At 42.6% G+C, this 20012-nt stretch carries 20 protein-coding genes; 17 read left to right on the forward strand and 3 right to left on the reverse strand.

Annotated features, from left to right (window positions below; all coding sequences use genetic code 11):
* Window positions 1–1140 precede the first annotated feature (1140 nt).
* The 16 genes from AC0QT1_RS07420 (at window position 1141) to AC0QT1_RS07495 (ending at window position 15837) form a co-directional block, all read left to right on the forward strand.
* Window positions 1141–1452, forward strand: coding sequence for a hypothetical protein (locus tag AC0QT1_RS07420; protein WP_473201098.1), 312 nt, complete (start codon window positions 1141–1143; stop codon window positions 1450–1452).
* Window positions 1449–1616 carry a hypothetical protein gene (locus tag AC0QT1_RS07425; RefSeq protein ID WP_473201097.1) on the forward strand — a complete coding sequence of 56 codons (168 nt, stop codon included), beginning with the start codon at window positions 1449–1451 and terminating at the stop codon, window positions 1614–1616. Before AC0QT1_RS07420 ends, AC0QT1_RS07425 begins: the two co-directional genes overlap by 4 nt.
* Window positions 1606–1743, forward strand: coding sequence for a hypothetical protein (locus tag AC0QT1_RS07430; RefSeq protein WP_473201998.1), 138 nt, complete (start codon window positions 1606–1608; stop codon window positions 1741–1743). Before AC0QT1_RS07425 ends, AC0QT1_RS07430 begins: the two co-directional genes overlap by 11 nt.
* 288 nt (window positions 1744–2031) lie before the next feature.
* The gene (locus AC0QT1_RS07435) at window positions 2032–2172 is read left to right on the forward strand and encodes a hypothetical protein (protein WP_473201999.1); all 141 of its coding nucleotides are present in this window, start codon (window positions 2032–2034) and stop codon (window positions 2170–2172) included.
* 71 nt (window positions 2173–2243) lie between these two features.
* Window positions 2244–2384, forward strand: coding sequence for a hypothetical protein (locus AC0QT1_RS07440; RefSeq protein ID WP_473202000.1), 141 nt, complete (start codon window positions 2244–2246; stop codon window positions 2382–2384).
* A 277-nt stretch (window positions 2385–2661) separates the two neighbouring features.
* Window positions 2662–3987 carry a PBSX family phage terminase large subunit gene (locus AC0QT1_RS07445; RefSeq protein WP_473201091.1) on the forward strand — a complete coding sequence of 442 codons (1326 nt, stop codon included), beginning with the start codon at window positions 2662–2664 and terminating at the stop codon, window positions 3985–3987.
* On the forward strand, window positions 3988–5823 hold the full coding sequence (locus AC0QT1_RS07450) for a portal protein (protein WP_473202001.1): 1836 nt from the start codon (window positions 3988–3990) through the stop codon (window positions 5821–5823).
* Window positions 5824–5885: 62 nt separating this feature from the next.
* Window positions 5886–6692, forward strand: a complete 807-nt coding sequence (locus AC0QT1_RS07455; protein WP_473202002.1) for a hypothetical protein — start codon at window positions 5886–5888, stop codon at window positions 6690–6692.
* Between the two features lie 527 nt (window positions 6693–7219).
* The gene (locus tag AC0QT1_RS07460) at window positions 7220–8338 is read left to right on the forward strand and encodes a N4-gp56 family major capsid protein (RefSeq protein ID WP_473201088.1); all 1119 of its coding nucleotides are present in this window, start codon (window positions 7220–7222) and stop codon (window positions 8336–8338) included.
* A 120-nt stretch (window positions 8339–8458) separates the two neighbouring features.
* Entirely contained in the window at window positions 8459–9154 is a 696-nt protein-coding gene (locus tag AC0QT1_RS07465; RefSeq protein WP_473201087.1) for a hypothetical protein, read from the forward strand.
* A 267-nt stretch (window positions 9155–9421) separates the two neighbouring features.
* Entirely contained in the window at window positions 9422–10885 is a 1464-nt protein-coding gene (locus tag AC0QT1_RS07470) for a hypothetical protein (RefSeq protein WP_473201086.1), read from the forward strand.
* 297 nt (window positions 10886–11182) lie between these two features.
* A complete protein-coding gene (locus tag AC0QT1_RS07475) occupies window positions 11183–11641 on the forward strand; it encodes a hypothetical protein (RefSeq protein WP_473202003.1) in 459 nt (152 codons plus the stop codon).
* Window positions 11638–12762 carry a tail fiber domain-containing protein gene (locus AC0QT1_RS07480; protein ID WP_473202004.1) on the forward strand — a complete coding sequence of 375 codons (1125 nt, stop codon included), beginning with the start codon at window positions 11638–11640 and terminating at the stop codon, window positions 12760–12762. The genes AC0QT1_RS07475 and AC0QT1_RS07480 overlap by 4 nt, the downstream gene beginning before the upstream one ends.
* Window positions 12759–13502: a phage tail protein gene (locus AC0QT1_RS07485; protein ID WP_473201083.1), complete on the forward strand. Its 744-nt coding sequence runs from the start codon at window positions 12759–12761 to the stop codon at window positions 13500–13502. Before AC0QT1_RS07480 ends, AC0QT1_RS07485 begins: the two co-directional genes overlap by 4 nt.
* Before the next feature lie 196 nt (window positions 13503–13698).
* Entirely contained in the window at window positions 13699–14031 is a 333-nt protein-coding gene (locus tag AC0QT1_RS07490; RefSeq protein WP_473202005.1) for a hypothetical protein, read from the forward strand.
* Between the two features lie 1362 nt (window positions 14032–15393).
* Window positions 15394–15837 (forward strand): hypothetical protein, encoded by a 444-nt coding sequence (locus tag AC0QT1_RS07495; protein ID WP_473201080.1) that lies wholly within the window; start codon window positions 15394–15396, stop codon window positions 15835–15837.
* 627 nt (window positions 15838–16464) lie between these two features.
* Here the strand turns inward: AC0QT1_RS07495 and fdhE are convergent.
* Window positions 16465–17355, reverse strand: coding sequence for a formate dehydrogenase accessory protein FdhE domain-containing protein (fdhE, locus tag AC0QT1_RS07500; protein WP_473201079.1), 891 nt, complete (start codon window positions 17353–17355; stop codon window positions 16465–16467).
* A gap of 849 nt (window positions 17356–18204) precedes the next feature.
* Between fdhE and AC0QT1_RS07505 the strand changes: the two genes are divergently transcribed.
* Complete coding sequence (locus tag AC0QT1_RS07505; protein WP_473202006.1) at window positions 18205–18963, forward strand: DUF4167 domain-containing protein; 759 nt, start codon at window positions 18205–18207, stop codon at window positions 18961–18963.
* A gap of 43 nt (window positions 18964–19006) precedes the next feature.
* Here AC0QT1_RS07505 and AC0QT1_RS07510 read toward each other — a convergent pair whose 3' ends face one another.
* Together AC0QT1_RS07510 and AC0QT1_RS07515 are read right to left on the reverse strand one after the other, a co-directional pair.
* Entirely contained in the window at window positions 19007–19456 is a 450-nt protein-coding gene (locus AC0QT1_RS07510) for a hypothetical protein (RefSeq protein WP_473201077.1), read from the reverse strand.
* A gap of 48 nt (window positions 19457–19504) precedes the next feature.
* Entirely contained in the window at window positions 19505–19864 is a 360-nt protein-coding gene (locus AC0QT1_RS07515; RefSeq protein ID WP_473201076.1) for a hypothetical protein, read from the reverse strand.
* Window positions 19865–20012: the final 148 nt, after the last annotated feature.

Here is a 20012-nt window from a genome sequence, read left to right on the forward strand (position 1 = left end):
TAGGGTGTTCCTGTTAGGGTGTTCCTGTTAGGGTGTTCCTGTTAGGGTGTTCCTGTTAGGGTGTGCCTGTTAGGGTGTGCCTAGAGGATAGATAAAAAATGATGATGGGACATAAAAAACTTGACAAGGTAAATCTCAAGAAGTATCATAATGATACAATTACAATTGCGCGCTTTTGTCAAAGCAAGTGAAAAGCGGGGAGATGCATTTCATATGTGGGGCAAAATCTTCGTAAAAAAATTTACAGAAATCCAGAAATCCCTTGTAACCGTTGTAATTTGGTAACCTTCGTAATTTTTCAAAAAATCCAGAAGGATCTTTGGTTTTTGCTTAGAGATGCTGGTTCGTGTCGTAAATTTTCAGATCTTGGGTTCTCAGATCTCGTGCTTGCAAAAATCATAAGTTTTGTGTTCTCTTCGAGCAGATTAGTTGTGAGAAGCAGTGGTCATTTGATAATTCTTTGTGATCATCCCTTGAATTTTAGGGGCTATCGGAAGAATTGTAGGGGTTATCAGAAACTCGATGCGTTCATCAGTCAAATTCGTGTGTATCATCAATAAGTTTTTGGGTGCTTGAGGAATTGGATGCTTGAGGAATTCCTAAACAGTGTTTTGTTCTGAAAGAATCTGAAAAGAAGAGGTCTTAGAAAATTTTGTCTGATGGACTATTTTTGCTCATCCTTTGGCTTGATGACTTTGCTGGGTGCTTAAGAAAAGTGGGGGATGGGATAAGTTTTTGCGGTTTTTTATGAGAGAATCCTCTTCTTATTCTCATCTCAAGAGGGCTTCCCTTCTAGGAGGAGCGTTCTTCTTTTTATCTTCTCTTGCTTTTTTCCCTTTTATGTTTGCTTTATTGCGGGGGCAAAAAGGAAAATTGCTTGGTTTTTGAGAGAATAAAGAGAATGACCGTAAGAAGAGGAAGAAGCCTGTGATAAAACGGCGAAAAACCTTTATTCAATTATCCACAAAAGGATGCGTATCCGGCAAAGGATTACTAAAATGGTTCATGGTCGTGCCTAAACGCTCTCAATGATTTTGATCTTTTAACAAAAGACTTTTCATTATTTTCAAAATTTCGTCCCTGATTTTACACTCTTTTCTGTCGTGGGAGGCGTTTTTCTTTATTTGAAGGAACATCATGATGGCTGATGAACTTTGTCTTCCTTTACGCCGAAAAGGGCGGAAAAAAGGTGCTTTGAATAAAACAACAAAGCGCTTTAATGAAGCCCTTCTTACTGCTGCTGAGCAAGCCGGATATCACTATGGTGAGGATGGGTTGGTCTCTTATCTCCAATATCATGCTCTTAATAATCCTGTGCCTTTTTTTTCGCTTCTTGCAAAGGTTTTGCCTTTGCAAGTGACTGGAGAGGCAGGGGGCGATGTTAAAGCCGTCTCACGTGTGGAGATTGTGCCAGTGGTTTCAAAAGACGCAGTGCTTGGAGACGATTCATGAGGCGGTGGGGGCGTGAGGGGCTGCCGTGGTGGTGTGGGATGTGTCTTTGGAGCGTTTTGTGGTGGAGGTTCGTGCTGATTGAGACCTTGCGTGGTGATGGTTTCAATGTGGTGCGTGGGTTCGTTATTGGAGAGACGGGGGCGGTGAGCTATTTTGCCTGTTGAAAGTGTGGCGGTGGTTTCAAAAGACGTGGTGCTCGGAGACGATTCATCAGGCGGCGGGGGTGTGAGGGGCTGCCGTGGTGGTGTGGGGCGTGTCTTTGGAGCGTTTTGTGGTGGAGGTTCGTGCTGATTGAGACCTTGCGTGGTGATGGTTTCAATGTGGTGCGTGGGTTCGTTATTGGAGAGACGGGGGCGGTGAGCTATTTTGCCTGTTGAAAGTGTGGCGGTGGTTTCAAAAGACTTGATGCTTGGAGACGCTTCATCAGGTGACGGGGGCGTGGAGGCTGCTGCCGTGGTGGTGTGGGATGTGTCTTTGGAGCGTGTTGTAGAAGGTTCGTGCTGATTGAGACCTTGCGTGGTGATGGTTTCAATGTGGTGCGTGGGTTCGTTATTGGAGAGGCTGAGGTGGTGAGCTGTTTTGCTTGTTGAAAGTGCGGCGGTGGTTGCAAAAGACGCAGTGCTTGGAGACGATTCATCAGGTGGTGGTGGCGTGGGGGCTGCCGTGGTGGCGTGGGATGTGTCTTTGGAGCGTGTTGTGGTGGAGGTTTGTGCTGATTGAGACCTTGCGTGGTGATGGTTTCAATGTGGTGCGTGGGTTCGTTATTGGAGAGACGGGGGCGGTGAGCTATTTTGCCTGTTGAAAGTGTGGCGGTGGTTTCAAAAGACTTGGTGCTTGGAGACGATTCATCAGGCGGCGGGGGCGTGAGGGGCTGCTGCCGTGGTGGCGTGGGATGTGTCTTTGGAGCGTGTTGTGGTGGAGGTTTGTGCTGATTGAGACCTTGCGTAGTGATGGTTTCAATGTGGTGCGTGGGTTCGTTATTGGAGAGACGGGGGCGGTGAGCTATTTTGCCTGTTGAAAGTGTGGCGGTGGTTGCAAAGGATGTGGTGCTTGGAGACAATTCATGAGGTGGCGGGGGCGTGAGGGGCTGCCGTGGTGGTGTGGGATGTGTCTTTGGAGAGTGCCATGGGGGAGTATGGTCCCTCTTGGGTGCGGTGGTGTGTACTGCTTGGACGTTTGGGGCTTGAGACTTGTAGTGTTTGAGGTTTTATGACAACGGCGCAAATTGCTCTTATTCCGAAATTGCTGCCCGTTTTTGCCGGAAAGGCTGATGTGCGAGCCGCTTGGGGAGGACGGGGATCTGGAAAAACCCGTTCTTTTGCTCTCATGTCTGCGGTGATGGGATATCGCCATGGAAAGGCTGGAGAGCGGGGGATTATTCTCTGTGCACGGCAATTTCAAAATTCTCTCAATGAAAGCTCGTTGGAGGAAATTAAACGGGCGATAGAAATGTATCCTTTCCTGCAAGACTATTACGAAATTGGCGATAAATATATTAAGTCAAAAGATGGACGGATTGTGTATGTTTTTGCCGGTCTTGATCGTAATATTGCAAGTATTAAATCAATGGGGCGGGTGTTTCTTTGTTGGGTGGATGAGGCGGAACCGGTGACGGAAACCGCTTGGCAAACCCTCATTCCAACTTTGCGTGAGGAAGGAAAAGATTGGAATGCCGAACTATGGGTGACATGGAACCCGTGCCGAGAAAATGCGCCTGTGGAACAACGTTTCCGAAATGTTGATGATCCCAATATCAAGGGGGCTGAAATCAATTGGCGGGATAATCCGCAATTCCCTGAAAAACTGAATCGAGATCGAAAAGCCGATTTAGCACAAAGACCTGAACAGTATAACCATATTTGGGAAGGCGAATATATGCAAGCTGTTCAGGGGGCTTATTATCAAAAAGCACTGCTCGAAGCTGAACAGGAGGGGCGTATTACCACTGTTCCGCGTGATCCACTCATGCAGGTTAAAATCTTTTGGGATATCGGAGGAACAGGGGCAAGGGCCGATGCGACCGCTTTATGGGTGGCGCAATTTGTGGGACGGGAAATTCGTGTCCTCGATTATTATGAAGCGCAGGGGCAACCCCTCTCAGAGCATGTGGGGTGGGTGTTTCAAAGGGGATATGATAAGGCGCTGATGGTCTTGCCCCATGATGGCGCGACTAAAGATCGTGTCTATAATGTTAGTTTTGAAAGTGCGCTCCAACAGGCGGGGTTTCAAACGAAAGTTATTCCTAATCAGGGGATCGGGGCGGTCAAAATGCGTATCGAAGCGGTCAGGCGATTGTTTCCTGCTATATGGTTTAACCGTGAAACAACACACGCGGGGCGAAAAGCGCTCGCTTGGTATCACGAAAAGCGGGATGAACAACGAAATATCGGGTTGGGCGCTGAACATGATTGGGCAAGCCATGGGGCTGATGCTTTTGGACTGATGTGCGTGGCTTATGAACAACCTCAGGCGAGACCCAAAAAAACTGCTTATCGCTCGCTTCACCATTCTCAAACTTCATGGATGGCTTTTTAAATGAATAGTTCTCATAATTCTTTCGATCCTTTAGAAACCCTTGAAAATCAGGCGCTGTTTAAAAAACTCGTGGGCTGGTATCATGATGATATTGCCCATGTCGAGCAATGGCGAAAAAATGCCCAAGAAGACTACGATTTTTATAATGGGCGCCAATGGAATGAGCAAGATCTCGCCGCGTTGCGCGAACAAAATAGACCGGTCATGACTTTTAACCGTATTGCTCCTTTGATCAATGCCGTGATTGGCACTGAGCGCAATAATAAAAGACAAGTGCAATTTATTCCACGACAAGAAGGTGCTGCTTTTGCCAACCAGATCCTTACGGGGGCTGCTGAATGGTTTCGTGATGAGGCCGGTGGAGAGTATGAGGATTCTGATGCCTTTCAAGATGCGATCATTTGCGGTATGGGCTGGACAGATACACGCCTCGATTATGAAGAAAATCCTCAAGGAAAACCCGTCATTGCACGATTGGATCCACTGAAAATGGTCTGGGATGCAAGTGCGGTCAAACCAAATCTCATCGATGCGCAGCGCTTGTGGTATATTGATGAAAAACCACTGGAGGTAGCCAGGGAAATGTTCCCTCATGTCCATTGGAGTGATCTGAATGCTGATTGGGTGAAAAATCAGAGTATTTCGTCGCATATGAGCTATAGTGATCAACGCTATCATGGAGATGGGGAGGAGGGGGCAAATTTTCAGAGCCCTAAAATGGTCACATTGGCTGAATGCCGATGGTTCGAACGCGAAGTTGTTTATAAGGTTCTTGATCCGTTCAGTGGGATATATAGCGATTATTCTGAGAAGGATTTCCAAAAATTAAAGAGAGATTTTCCTGAAATCCAAGCAACACGTTTGATGAGGAGAGTTGTTAAACGTGCCTTCTTGGGGCGAAAATTGCTTGAAGCACCAGATCAACCCTTGGTGCCTCCTAATCAGTTGGGGTGGGAGTGTATTACCGGAACGTTCGATAAATTAAGCCGACAATTTTACGGTATTGTAAAACCAACAAAAGATCCGCAACGCTGGGCAAATAAATATTTTAGTCAAGTGATGCATCTGCTCAATAGCCAATCAAAAGGTGGAATTATGGCTGAACGCGATGCTTTCGATGATGATCGCCAAGCGGTGGAAAGTTGGGCGCGTGCCGATAGTATTACTTGGTTGAAAAGTGGCGCGGTCTCGGGGGGGAGGATTCAGCCTAAACCCGTGGCGCAATTTCCGCAAGGATTCTTCCAGCTGTTTAATGAAGCAAAGAGCGCACTCGAACAGGTGACCGGATTGTCTTCTGAATTTATTGGTACAAGGGCGGTGAACCAACCAGGTATCCTCGAACAACAACGGCGCCAATCGTCGCTCAATCTGTTGGCTTCTTTCTTTGATGGCTTGCGGCGATATCGACAAAGACAGGGGAAAATTATTCTCTATCTTATTCAAAACTATCTCTCCGATGGGCGGTTGGTGCGTATCGCTGGTGAGGAAAATGCTCAATATGTGCCGCTAACACGCGAAATGATTACCAGTTTGGAATATGATATTGTTGTTGATGATGCGCCTACAAGTCTTAATGAAAAAGAGCGGACATTTGCAATTATTATGCAATTGCTGCCTTTGATGCAAAATTTCACAACGCCAGAGATTATGCTTGATCTGTTACGCTATTCACCTTTGCCTGCATCGCTCATCCATAAAATTGCTATCAAAGCGCAAGCGAACAATCTAGAGGAGCAAAGTGCTCCTGTGCAAAGAGACCATGCTGGAGAAATGCTTGAGGGTAATGCTGGAGTGGAACAGCTGGTGCAAGCTGTTTTGCAAAATGTAAATGCGTAAAAGTAAACGGCTCGCTTTGGAAAAATATCATTTTATCGCTTGAAAAAGAAAAGGCTAACAGGATGGATCAGGAATATCTAACGCCCGCAGAACAAAACCATTTGCAACAGGGCTTTCTTGCTACAAAACAAGATGACAGCGAAAGGGCTGGAGAAGAATCGGCAAAGATTCTGGAAGGTCAGGTTGTAGGGCATCCAAATGCTCACGAACATCAGGAGGGACAGCAAAAGGGTGAGCAACAACAAGAGGGGCAAGGGGCGGTGGAGGGTGACGGACCGCCTGATCCACAAAAAGATTTTATGGGCTATATGCAATGGTTGGGAAAAACACTGCATAAACAGGAATTGTTGCAGGCTAAACAACAACAGAATTCTCTTACTTCTGAAGCACAACAGTTGCAGGCTTTTTTCCAGCAATCTGTTGTGAGCGTGAAACAAAAACATCATGATTTTGATCAGGCTGCCGATTTTATTTACGAGACAAGGGCTAAGCAGTTGGCTGCTGTTACTTCCCTCTATCCGGAAATGGCTGATCCAAAAGCCATTGACGAAGTGATTGGCAATGAGTTGAAGCAGATCTTGCGCGTTTGTGCGCAGAAAAACCAAAATCCTGCTGAAGTCATTTATTCTATTGCGCAAAAAATTGGCTACACAAATGGTGCAAATGATGCCCAAAAAGATGGGGGGCAAAATTGGCAGGAAAGACAGAATGCTGCTCGTACTCTTGCTGCCTATAACGGTTTGACGCCAAGTGGTCCCATTTCTTTGGAGATGCTTGATAAAATGACAGAAGCAGAATTTAATCTTTGGGTTTCTGATCCCAAAAATAAAGCGGCTTTTAACCGCTTAATGGGAGGAGCAGATCTCTAAGAGAGGGATTTGTGAAGGAGGCATGTGAGAAGGGAAGCCCTTGAAGAAGGCTTTTGGTCAAAAGGTTAATGGGAATGTGAGGATTTTGAAAGCATAAATGCAGGGAGAAAATCTCGCATAAGGGGGAAGAGACACGTTTCTAAAAAGGGTACCATCGAGAAAAAAAGAGACAATGGAAAATGAATGCTAAAACCAATGTGATTGTTTCAAACAGAAGGGGAAGTGTTCATTTAACCTTCTTTCTGGGGGAAGAGATCTCTCAAAGGACAGCTTGAAGGGGGATCATGTGAGAAGGGATGCTCTTGAAGCCGAAAAGGGTGAAAAGCACCAAAGGTGGAAGAGGGGAGAGCCTCTTTGAAGATAAGAGCGCAGTGAGGAGATCTCGCATAAGGGGGAGGCGAAGGAGACCAGGCAAAAATTACACAAAATATACAATAAAAATCCACCCTCTGAGAATGAGAAATGTGGAGTTTTAATAGCCGGCTTCTTTGCCGGTTTTTTTCTGTCGATAAACTTTAGAGGATAAAATGACCGTAACTTATATCGGAATTAATGACCCAATGGCAGTACGTACATGGTCTAAATTACTAAACCAAGAGGTTTCAAAAGCAATTCCTATCGCACCATTGATTGGCAATGATTCCAACAGTATCGTCCAATTAAAAGATGAAACAAATAAAGCAAGTGGCGATGCCATTAACTTTAACTTGCGCGTACAGCTGCTTGGGGATGGGGTCAGTGAAGGGCAAACGCTTGAAGGCAATGAAGAAGCCCTCCAATTTCTTAATGATCGCTTGGCGATTAACGAACTCGTTCATGCTGTGCGGGTCAAAAATGAAGGAACGATCGATCAGCAACGTATTCTCCATGATTTGCGGACCGAAGCGAAAAATGGATTGGTCGATTGGTATGCTGATCGCTTGAGTATGATGTTCTTCATTCAAGTTTGCGGATATACCGCAAAAGCGCTTAACTTTGAAGGACGTTCCATTACTCTTAAACCGGTGCATTATGGGTTTAATACACCAACGGCGCCAACTGATAAACGAATTGTTCGTCCTAATGGGAAAACAAAAGATGAAGACTTGAAAGAAAATGATGGTTTTAATCTTAAGTTGATTGATCAAGCCGTTGAACGCGCTAAACTGGCAAATCCTAAAATTAGACCAGTGCGCATTGATGGGGAAAATGTCTATGTGCTTTATCTGCACCCAACCCAAGTGACACAATTGCGGACCAATACAGATGCCGGTCAATGGCTCGATATTACCAAAGCAATCTATAGTGGAAGCCGTCTTAAAAATCCACTCTATGATGGATCCCTTGGAATGTATAATGGTGTTGTTTTGCGGGAAGCTGAACATGTCACGGAAGGGGTCGAATCTGCAACAACGAATAAGGCGGTGCCAAATGTGCGGCGCGCTGTTCTCTTGGGAGCACAAAGTGCTGTGATTGCTTTTGGAAAAGATCGTGGGGCTACACGCTATAAATTGGTTGAAGAGCTGTTTGACTATGAACGGGAGTTCGGGGTCGCCGCTAAGACCATTATAGGAATGAAAAAAACGTGCTACAATTTACCAGGAAGTAACCAAGGCGTCCAGGATTTCGCAACAATCGTTATCCCAACTTATGGAGCGCCTGCTTAAAGAGGCTGCCTTAAAAACGATGCTCGTTTGTAAAATCTTCTCTCCAGCAGAAAAATTTGTTGGGGGGAAGAAAAGCATGACATCTAAAATGTTGCATAGATAAAAGGATTCTGATTGCTTATGACCGTTCCATCCCCTGATGCCAATGATCTTAATCGCATATATTCGAGCCGTTCTAAAACCTTTGCTCATATGGTGGCTCTTATTCAAGATGAAATTGATGATACAACGGCTGAATATTCGACGCAAATTCAAGATTCCATTTTTACCGCTTTGCGTTTGTGTGAAAGCGAACCCCTCTTTTTTAATGGAAAAAGAGAGGAAACTTTTAAAACAAAACGTGATAAAATATGGTATGGGAAAGGTGACGGCGTTTTTATTAGAAAAGAAACAGATGTGGAAGCCGTCTTTTTGGAAACAGATTCTGCGACACAAAAACAATTGCTCTTTGGATCTGTAGACGCGTTGCTACAACAATATGGCGTGGTTCCTCCAATGGGAGAGACTCTTTTTTATACCTTCTGGGATAAAATGATCGGACTTCTGCCTGTACCAGAAAAGGTTAATACCGTACGAATTGTTTACGCGCCTCGCCGTTTTGGCGATGAAGGCGTGCGTGAAGAAGAGGATCCTTGGTTTATCTATGCCTTTGATCTTATTAAAGCGCGTGCAAAATATGAACTCTACAAAAATATCCTGAAAGATCCTGAATATGCTGCTGTTTCTTTTAGAGATTATCAAGAACAACTGCAAATTTTGCGATTTGAAACTTCGCGCCGAAAACAGGCTTCAAATATTCTACCAACGTGTTTCTAAAGGGCTCGTTCTTCATGGTGTAGGGGTTGAGGAGACGTGGATCGTGAATGTTTATAGGGGGGATGGTGGGTGGTTAAGGGTTTCCTCTTTTGAGGAACTTGAGGGTGCCAATTGTGCTGTTTACTGCTGCCTATAGTGTAATTTATGCTTTTCTTACAGAGTTTTATTCCATTGGAGAGGCTCTTTTGTTCAAATAAAATAAGCCTTTGCGATTTGAAATATCGCTTCCGATAAGGTTCTTCAAATATTCTTTTCATGGGGTTCTCAATGGCTTTTTTCCCAATCGCGGATTATCGGCCCGATGTGGCTGACATCAATGGCATCTTTACCGATGAGCTTATCAATGTGTTGCCGGCCGATGGGTCCTATATCCCTATGCCAAGCTTTAAGCCTCTCTCAGAGCCTTGTCCTGATCGTATTTTAGGGGCTCTTGCTGTGAAAACAAAAAATGGCGTGGCTATTATTGTTGGGACAGCACAAAAAATCTACCTTCTCAACAATACAACAATGCAATGGCAAGATATTAGCCGAAGGGGAAAACCCTATTTTGCCAATATCGATGCTCCATGGTCCTTTGCTTTGTTTGGCGATTATGTCATTGCCGTTAATGCCAATGATAAACCACAAGTGATCGATCTTAATCATGATAGAAAATTTAGAAATTTAGGCGGAAATCCTCCGCGAGCCGGTATTGTGCGGGTGTGGGGAGATTTCGTCTGTTTGATGAAATTAACTGAACATCCAAGACGCGTGCATTGGTCGGGGTTGAATGATGCCGAATGCTGGACCGTGGGACAAAAAAGCTGCGATTATCAGGATTTCCCCGATGGCGGATTCGTGCAAGGGGCAACGGAAACAACAAATCCAATCATCTTTATGCGCTCTGCAATCTATGCCGGATCCTTTATCCCTGGCTCTAAGATTATCTTCAGTTTCCAAAAAATCCACGATAAACGCGGGGCGAAAAATGCTGAATCAATCGTTTGTCGTGGAGATCTTGCCTTCTTTGCTGATGAAGGCGGATTTTATCAGATGACCAATGAGGGACAGATTATACCTATCGGCTTTGAAAAAGTTGATAGAACGATGACAACAAAATCGTGTAGTAATAATCTCTACACCCTCTCTGCTGCTATCGATGGCGTGTATAATCGCGTTTATTGGATGATCAATACCGATGATACCGTACAAAAACATATCTTACTCATCTATGATTGGGGATTGCAAAAATGGACCAAAGCAACCGTAGATCTCAAAATGGTTTTACCCATTTTCGTGGCGGGAATGACTTTGGAGGCTCTTGATCGCGTTTCAAAAAAACTTGATGATTTATCCTTTTCGCTCGATAGTAAAGCTTGGAAAAATGAAGCACCTATTCTTGGTGCCTTTGATCATCAGGGAAGACTCGGTTCCTTTTCCGGTAAACCTATGGCTTGTGTGGTGACCTCACAAGAAATGGGGCAAACAAATGGGACCATAACGCGGGTCAAAAATATTATGCCTCAAGTCAATAGTGGTGAGTTCACTTTATCTGTGGGGATGCGTTTGAGGCAATCGATTGAAGAGGAAACTGTTTGGTTGCCGGAAAAAAAGCCTTCTCAGAATACTGGGCAAATTCATTCTCGCGCTAGGGCGCGTTTTTATCGCTTTAAATTGCGAATTCCTGAAGGGGTGAATTGGTCGCATGTGACTGGATTCGATGTGGAATTGAAGGCTGCCGGCATGCGATAGCATGCCATGAAATAAAGGTGCATGCGATAGCATGCTATGAAATAAAGGCGTGTGCGGTAGCGTGCCATGGTAATGAAGGTGTGCGATAGCGTACCATGGTAATGAAGGTGTGTGCGGTAGAATTTGCCGCCTGAATAAAGGAATAGCTGGTAGCGTGCTTTTTGTGGGGGAGGAGGCGCGGTGGTGTACTTCTTCTTAACAGAGTATGTTCAGGGGGGACGATAAAAACATGAGCTTTGCGTGCTTCATAATTGGTAGAGGGTTCTGTTTTAAAAGAAGGTGGGAAGAGTCAACGTTATGACACTGCAACATGAAAGCCAAAATCTTTATTCTGCTCATCTTACTGATCAATGGTCGTGGGGAAAAATAGCTCCCTATCAAGAGGCTCTCAATGCTGCTTTGAAAAAATACGCCAAACGCTTTCCCGATGATGTCTGTTTGAAAACAATTGCTGAAGAATTGACGACTGGGCAAGCTCAATTATGGCTGATCTTAAAAAATAAAACGCAGTTTAGTGCTTTTGCAATGACCAAAGTTGAAAGAACCCTGAGGGGGAAAAAACGCGTTATCCTTTCCGATCTTGCTGGTGAGGGAGGTCCAAAATTGGTCCAATTGATTGAAAAGGTCGAACAATGGGCACGGTCAATTCAGGCTGAGGAAATGCATATGTTTGGAAGATTCGGGTGGGCTAAAATGCTGTCTCGTCACGGATATTCTCGTGATTTTATTCATTATAGAAAGGTTCTCGTCCCATGAGAAAAAAAACAACACCTCAAGTGCAAACAGTAACACAAACAAATGCTCCACCCGCTTGGGCAGCAGATATCTTCAAAAAAGCAAGTGCACAAGCGCTCGATCTTTATAATAAAGGAATTGGTGGAAACGTGTATCAGGGAGAGCGGGTTGCTGGTCTTAGCGATATGACACAAAATGCTCTTACCGGTCTGGAAAGTGCTGCGCGTCAATATAATAATCCAGCACTGACCCAATGGTTTAATGCGCCAACGCAAAGTGCTACAAACCTCCTCAATATGGCAAAGGGAGACTGGATTGGGGGCAATAGTAAATTTAATGCTGCATTGCAAAATGCTTTGAGTAAAACTTCTGATGCCATTAATCAATCTATGTCGGGAGCGGGGCGTTATGGCTCTGGTGCACATACCGGTGTGCTCGCTGATGAGCTTGGAGCATTGGCGACAAGTGCTACTGCACAGCAGTATAATCAAGATGTCAACAATATGATGAATGCTAATCAGATGATTGATCACTCATCGCGGGATCAGGTTAATGCCGCTAACAATTATTATCAAGGGCAAAGTAATGCACAAGCTAATGCTTTGAAGGGCGGGATGATTCAAGATCTCAACCGTCAAAATGCTTTGGATGCTGAGCGGCAAAAATGGACCGAACAAGATAATCAAGGTTGGAACCGGTTGGCGCAATTGTTGAATGTGGGAACACAAGCCGCTGGAAATTACGGAACAAAATCAGGAAACTCAACAACCATGCCTTCCATTACAAAAGATCCATTACGCGATGCTCAGCAAGTGCTCGGACTTGTGGGAGGAATTTTAGGACTTTGTGATGCGAGAGCGAAAGAAAATATCATCCCCGTCGGTGAGAAAAATGGCTATCCACTCTATCTCTTTAATTATAAGGGGCATCCGCAACGCTATCGCGGTGTTCTTGCTCAAGATGTTCTGCGTTTGAATCCCGCTGCTGTTTTTATCAATGCAAAGACAAAACTCTTGCATGTCGATTATGATAAAATCGGTTTTCAAATGAAAAAAATTACACCGTTTAAAAAGAAAATGGCGGCTTTCTTTTCTGCTCTTTTTGCCCGTCTGCGCTTTTTGCAAAAAGGATATGTGCTATGAGCTCGATTTATGATTGGTCACTTGAAGCCTCTGAAAACGCCTACGCTGATGAAAATATAAACTGGGCTGAAGGGCAACCGCCAAGCTCAGTCAATGATAGCGCGCGTGCTATGATGCAACGGATCAAAGAATATCTATTCGATAATGGGGGGGGAATTGAAACAGAGTTTGCCGTCGATAGGCATCATCAAAGAACATCTATTCATTTAGAGACAAAGTCTCCGTTTGAATCATATAGCAATGGTATTGTGGTGCGCTTTAAAGCTCAAGGGGTGAATAAAGGTGTAACAAATGTGGCGTTAAACAGATTACCGACAAGACCCGTTTATAAAATTACATTAGAGGGTATCGCTCCGCTCAGTGGAAGAGAAATTCAAAGTGGCGGTCTTTATGAGTTGGTCTATACCTGCAATATTGCTGGAGAAAATGCCGATGGTTGGTTTTTAACAAATCCTACCACGAGTTCTTCTCAACTTTTACCTCCGGGCTTTGTTGCCTCTTTTGCTATGAAAAATATCCCTGAAGGGTGGCTTTTGTGTGATGGGAGCGCGTATTCACAAAAAGACTATCCAGATCTCTTTAATGCAATTGGTGATAAATGGGGAAGAGGAGGTCTGTCAGGAACATTTAAGGTGCCTGATTTGCGCGATTCACATTCTTCTAGTTCCAGATTTGGCTTTCCAAGACCGCACTTTTCAGTTTCTTCCGATTCTGACTTTGTTTATGCGATTAAAGTGTGAAAATTGAATCTTTTTGCAGCGCTAAACAAGTGCTTAAAGCTGTGTTGAAGCACATGCTTCGGTTGGGCGATGTTGTTTAGACACTTTTTAGTAAATTGTCAAAGGGTGTCTGTAAAAAACACGGCTTGTGAAAATAGGCCAAGGCGTTGATCTTACGTACTCTTTCTTCTGTAACCAATATGAATGAGGTCATAGTATGGCACTTTTTCCATTTTCTATCGCTGATATTGATGAGCCTGAACATATTCGTGTGGTTCTTTATGCGAGTGGACGAATGGGACATGCTCCATTGAATGCATTGTTGAAAAAAAACTGTCAAGATATCGAGAGTCTTGACGAAAAACAAAGCAGAGATATTACACAACTCACTAAGCGTATGGATGCTGTGGAACAGCAATTGAAAACACTTATGAAAGTTCCTAACGATATCCAACAAAATGCTCAACAAAACACTAAAGACAGTAAAACAGAAGGTGAATCCTCCAAAGTAAGCGGTGGAGATCTTCCCATAAGTGCTGCTGCTCGTTGATCTGTCGGTATGGTTTCTGGTATTAAACTCTCTGCTTTTCATGATAGAGCTCTTGATGCTGGTAAAAACGGTATCCAACAAAATGCCCAACAGAGCAGTAAAGAGAGGAAAACAGAGGATTAATCCATACTAGATGATGAATTCTTTACAAGACTGCCTCCTGAAGATCTTGATATGGGTAGATCTGTTGGTGATGCTCTTGTCTTTAAGGATCTTCTCAAGCACTAAAAAGGTTCAAGATTCTATAAGAAAGCTTGCGCTTGGTAAAGGAATCAGAACGGATGCATTGGCTCTCTTAGGAAAAGTGTATTAAGAGAGGGGGAAAGCGTTGTCGTGCATCAGTGAAAGCTCTTTTGTGGCGGAAAAAATTCCATTGTTCCGCAAAGGGATCAATTAAAAGCAAAGTGGGAAACAGCTTCCTAAGAGATTGCGTACAGTTTGAAAAATTATCGACAGATGCGCGAGTGGTCTTTAATCAAGAAGAGGTTTATTGCTTTTGTGTCGTTTTGCAAGAAGAGAGGAATGGACCACAATGTGGATGCAAAAATCTTTTGCAAAGGGGATGCTTTGTGTTGTTCTTGATAAAAATGTCTCCTTTTTGTGCAGTGGGGTTGTAAAAGAGTGCTGTGAAAGATGATGCTATAAATGCATTCTTATAGAATATGCGTATAGAGCCAAGGTCGTTGCTGTTTCTTTGCACCACTGAAGTGTTCAATAGAAATCTTGAGGGAATATTGATAGCAGTGTTTGCTTTGTGAACCGATGAAGTGAATTAAGGGAGCATGAGGGGGAGACCGATAAATAGTGAGGTGGTAAAATTTCTAGCTTTTAAGGAAAGCTTTAACGAAGGCGGGTTGGAAGATACTTTATCGCAAAAAAACGTTTTGATTATGCTTGTGATGGTCTTCATGCGGTTCATCTCGAAAGCAGAGTGAAATTTCCCCAATATTTTTTCGTGAAAAATAACGCAGCAATGACAACGAAAAATTCTCTCTGAACTGCAAAGCAGGATATTGATATCAAAAAATAACTGTATGACTTGCAAAGCACGTCTTTGCTTCATCGAAAATAAATCATAGCGCCTTTATGAAATTTTCTTCAAGAGAGCTTGAGGGGAATGCCTCTCTCCTTTTATTACAGGGGATCTTTTACTACAGTGGGGATAAAAAGTTTTCAACAGAAGTTTTAAACAACAGAGGAATAAAAATATTCACGATCCAGAAAAATATGGCATAGAACAAAAGAAGTGTTTTGGTAAGAAGTTTGACAGTTTGTTACTGGGATACGCATTTTGTGCGTTGATGCTTCTCTCCTTTTTTGCTGTAAAAAGTTTATCTTGGGATGTTAAAGGATATAGACTGTATGGAAAAAAGAATCCGCGCACGGCAAAATGCTTATTTCAAAAAATTATATCGTAAGGGCATGTTCATTGGCTTGGTGCTTTTTTTTCTTTTGGCATTTTGTGTGAGCGCTGTAAAAATGATGGGTTATTTTTCTTCCCAAAAACAAACTGTACAACAGGAGCCTGTTGCATTAACTATTCCAGTCTTTGATCTGCGCGTCTATTGCAAGGAAATTGCTGCTTCAGTAACGCCCGATATGAGAAAAGAAGTTTATCAGCGTTGTTTTAATTCGGAAAGTCAAGCCTATTTTTCTATTCGTGAAATGTGGGATGAACTTTCTGATGTGACAAAAAAACAATGTATAAAAAGGGTACGGCCCGGGGATGGAAATTATTTTCTCTTACGCGATTGTTTTCTCAGTGAAAAAGAGAGAGAAAAAAAGAAAATACGCAATCACTTTTAAGTTTTTACAAGAAAATTGAAACAAAAAATTGAAGAATATGCGAAATTTGATGATAAAGAACAAAGTTTAGCATTCAAAAAAACAGCACATTTTATAAAAATAGACCATAAAAGAATATTTTAAATTCCCCGATAGAAATGCCCCGATAGAAATGATTGTCGAAATGCGACAAAAGCTTTCTTGTTATCGAATGATTTGAATCGTACGACAAATGAAAAAAAACTGGAATATTGTTTATCTGTTTCACGCATTATTCTTTCAAAGTGATGAAAAAGGGCGGGAAAAGCTAGAGCTTTACTTTGCTTTTCAAAAAAGCATGAAGATAAAATCGACAGTCTTGAGTAGCAAAGACCATTTATTTTCCTGTGATGCTGCATTTCTATGCTGACCCTAGAAAATACTGCGAAAAAAGTATCAACACCATAGTGTCTTGCTCTAGTACTTGTTTTGGTGCGTGAATTATTGGCAACAGCTTTTGGTGTTTTGTCGTTGCCGTGCTTGTGTGTTGTTGAGAGCCGTGATGTTAAAGTCTTCCTTGTTTTTTTCAGAGGTTTTTGTCCCTTTTCTTGACAGTTTGGGATTAAGGGCTTTGTCGTTCAGCTGCTTTGTTCAGAGAAAAAGGAGTTATTAAAAGTCTTCTGCTAAAAAGGGATTAAAATTCTTAGACGCAAAATGAAAAGAGCCCTTGGGTGAAAAATTAAGTGTGGAAGTGGCAATGTCATCGGCAAAAACATCTAAACTGGGATTTTTATACTGATTGAATTGTTTGCAAGAGGATCGACATGCTTGACAAGTTTCCAATACAATGCCGTCGGGCACATTTTCGATGTTGTGAAGGGAAACATTCTGCGTTGTTTTACAAAAGGTGCATTGGTTATGCGGGAGAGACCAAAGGGTACCACAATAAAGGCATGAGCAGAATTTTATGGTTTCGTCTAGTTTCCAATCGATAATGAGGTTGGCGGAATGGGCGCCATTGCAAGCAGGGCAGAGATTGCTTTGTTGGGGGATTAAGCTTTGCGTCTCAAGCTGTGAAGCGGTAAGAGAATATAGGATTTGCAATGCACCCATGATAAAAATATGTTCTGCGAATTGTTGTGGAGGGAGTGTTTGATCTAAAAGATTTTGTCCCCAGAGGCGCCATTGGTCTTTTTGTTGTTGTGTGCGAACCAGAGATTCCTGTTTTATTGCTGAAAATGCTTTGCTGAGGAGTGGTAAGGTTAACAGACTTCTAAAAAAATCCTCAATGATGCTTTCGTATAAACCCAAAGTTAATAACTTTTGTCGATCAAAAGGAGGTGTTGAAGGAGCACCAAAAATGCTAAGGGGGCGAGAGAAGTCTTTAAATTTTTCAGTCGATTGTTGTTGAGCATGACAAAAATGAGCCCAAAAAAGGAAAAAATCTTTATCAGAGGAGCTGTTGGATAACTGTGCAAAACGCTCTGCTCGTTTTTTAAATAAAGTTTTCTGATTAGGCAGTATGAAAGCTGGAAAGTGCATTATACTCTTCTCATTCATAGTTTCCATTCTTATTTGTAAAGCATGTATTTTTTTGTTGCAACTTTAATTTTTTGTATGGCATGTGGGTCGTTTTTTCTCATAAATTTATGTTTTGGTATTGTTATACTTGGCTGTTATATTGCTCGTCTTATGTGTTTTCGATTCAATTGTTAATTTTTAAAAATAACCAACAAATTTATAGTGTAGAGAGAAGTTTTTGACAATAAGGGAGACTTGTTGATAAGAAAAGGACTTGAAGAATGCCTTAAGATAAACTATCTATAAGACAAAACAGTTTTTTGAAGCGGGTGTGGATTGTCGCTTATAAAGGGGTTGCTTTAGGGCAGAAGAAAGGCTATGTTCATACCGTGAATGAATTCATGTAGTAACTCGTGGGGAAATTAAGTGCTTATGAATTGAGTGCACATAAAGGGCAGAGAAGAGCAGCATTTTTAGGATAAAGCGGTGATTTTAGAACAAAAAAATGAGTTTCTCTTTATTCTCTGAGGGGGTTGTTTGTTTGCCATGGGTGTTGTACGCATGTTCTCGTTTTTGTTTTTCCACAAGATGGTTAGTTTTTTAATGAAATATGGTCTATTTTTTAAAAAAACACTTGGCTTTTCATGTGAACATCACTAGGTTTCTGCCGGTTAACAGAGAAAGAGGGAATCTTCAACTTCTATGTTCCCTGCTATGTTTGTGATTTTCAAAAAATATATGCTTTTATAAAATATCAGTAGGTATCATTTAAGTGAAATAAAACGCGGATCATTTAACAACCGTATTTTAAATATGACTAGCATTATCGGGAAATAATGCAATGAAAAAGAGTCAATTAAGACACACATACTCCAAAAAGGGATAAAGATGAGGCCACAACAAAATAGACGGGTACGCGGTCGCAATAATAACAATAATAGTAATAACAATAATAATAATCGTCGCGGACCTAACCCATTATCGCGGAATTATGAAAGTAGCGGTCCAGATGTGAAAATTCGCGGAAATGCTCAGCAAATTGCCGATAAATACATAAGTCTCGCACGGGATGCACAGGGGGCCGGTGACCGTGTGATGTCAGAGAATTATCTACAACATGCAGAGCACTATTTGCGTATTATTTTGGCAGCTGTCGGGCAAATGCCCCAAGTGCCACGACGCGATGAAAGCCGTGATGAAAATAATGAACCAGAATATGGTGAAGTAAACACTGAAAGTGAAAAAAGTGATACTGTTCGTTGCGATGTTGAGGCTTCACAAATACAGGCGCAAGAAAAGAGTAATGGACAACACGCTAAGGTGCAAAATGGCCATGCGCGCGCAGAGGCAATAGAGACACAGGCTCTCGAACAGGAGGCAATGAGCCAAGAACAAAGCAGTGCTGAGGAAAGTGTTGAGCCTGTCAAAAAAACACGTCGTCCTGCGCGTCGACGTGCTGTACGTGGTCAAGAACAAGCCCCCCTTGAGCTTTCCGGTTTTGAAACTTCCAAGGAGGCATTAAAAACTTCTCAAAAGGCTGATGAGCCAACAGAAAAAGTTGCCTCTTTTCCTCTCTTGACTGAAGAGATACAGAGAAAACCACGCCGACGTCGGGTGGCAACCTCTTCTGTTGAGGAAAATGCTTAAAGCAAAGGGCGATCTTTAAGTGCTGGTGAAAACTGTTGCCTGTTTAATGAGAGAGTGAAGCAGAGGTTTCTTCCGTCGTCTCAACAGAAAGAACAGCAATCAGTGCACCGCTGTAATAATTGTAAATCATAAATTTTGTCTGTCCCTCTGGTGTTAAAATTTTCAGCACAATATTGTGTTCCGAAAGACTTTGCGACAAAATCTGCGTCCTTTCCGGTAAAAAGAGTGTATGGTGGACAGGGGCTTGAGTGCCGTTGTGAGAGGAAGAGGGCTGCGTTTGTTTGGAAGTTGAACCCGTGACCATAATTTTGTAGACGACTCCAAAGAATACAGCAAGAATGAGGATAAGTGTTATTGAAATAGAAATAATCATTAAACGCATAAGCTTCTTTCTCACGCGTTCTACTGCTGGGGATAAAGGTTGCTCTTGAGAGTGGTCCTCTTGCTGGGCGCAATGGTCTTTTGAGATCTCAATCTGTTTATTGTCCATCATGCTAGACTCTTTTCCTTTATTTCCTTAAAGCCCGATGGGTTTATGCTTTTAAGGTGTTTTGTGCAAGAGATTTGTGGAAGAAAGATTGAGAGGAAATGAGAAAGATAAAAGATCTGTTTCATGCTCGTGAGACGCCTTATCATCTCTCTTTTGGCTTTTAACGAGAAAATTGCCTCGATTGGTTACAAACCAGTTCAACTTTACTTGTTGTTGTAAGTTTGCCTGTATGCTTGTGCATTGGGCAAAAATTTGCTGCCCATAAGAGGAAAACTTTTTGGTAGATGGTATCATGGCTTGTTCACAGTCTTGCGCTGTTTTGTAGGTTTCGACCATGGTCTTGTTCGTATAGCATCTGTTAAAATCATCTGTGCATGAAACCAATAAAAGAATAAAAACAAGGTTATTCATAAGATATTTTCCAAATGAGAGGTTGACAGCATGGGCACCAATTTGTCAGCCTAGAGGCTTTTCTTTATGAACAAACGTTTTTAAAGGTTTTTGGTTCCGTCCAAGGGTTCCGTCCAAGGGTTCCGTCCAAGGGTTCCGTCCAAGGGTT

This window comes from Bartonella sp. P12B (assembly GCF_055796185.1).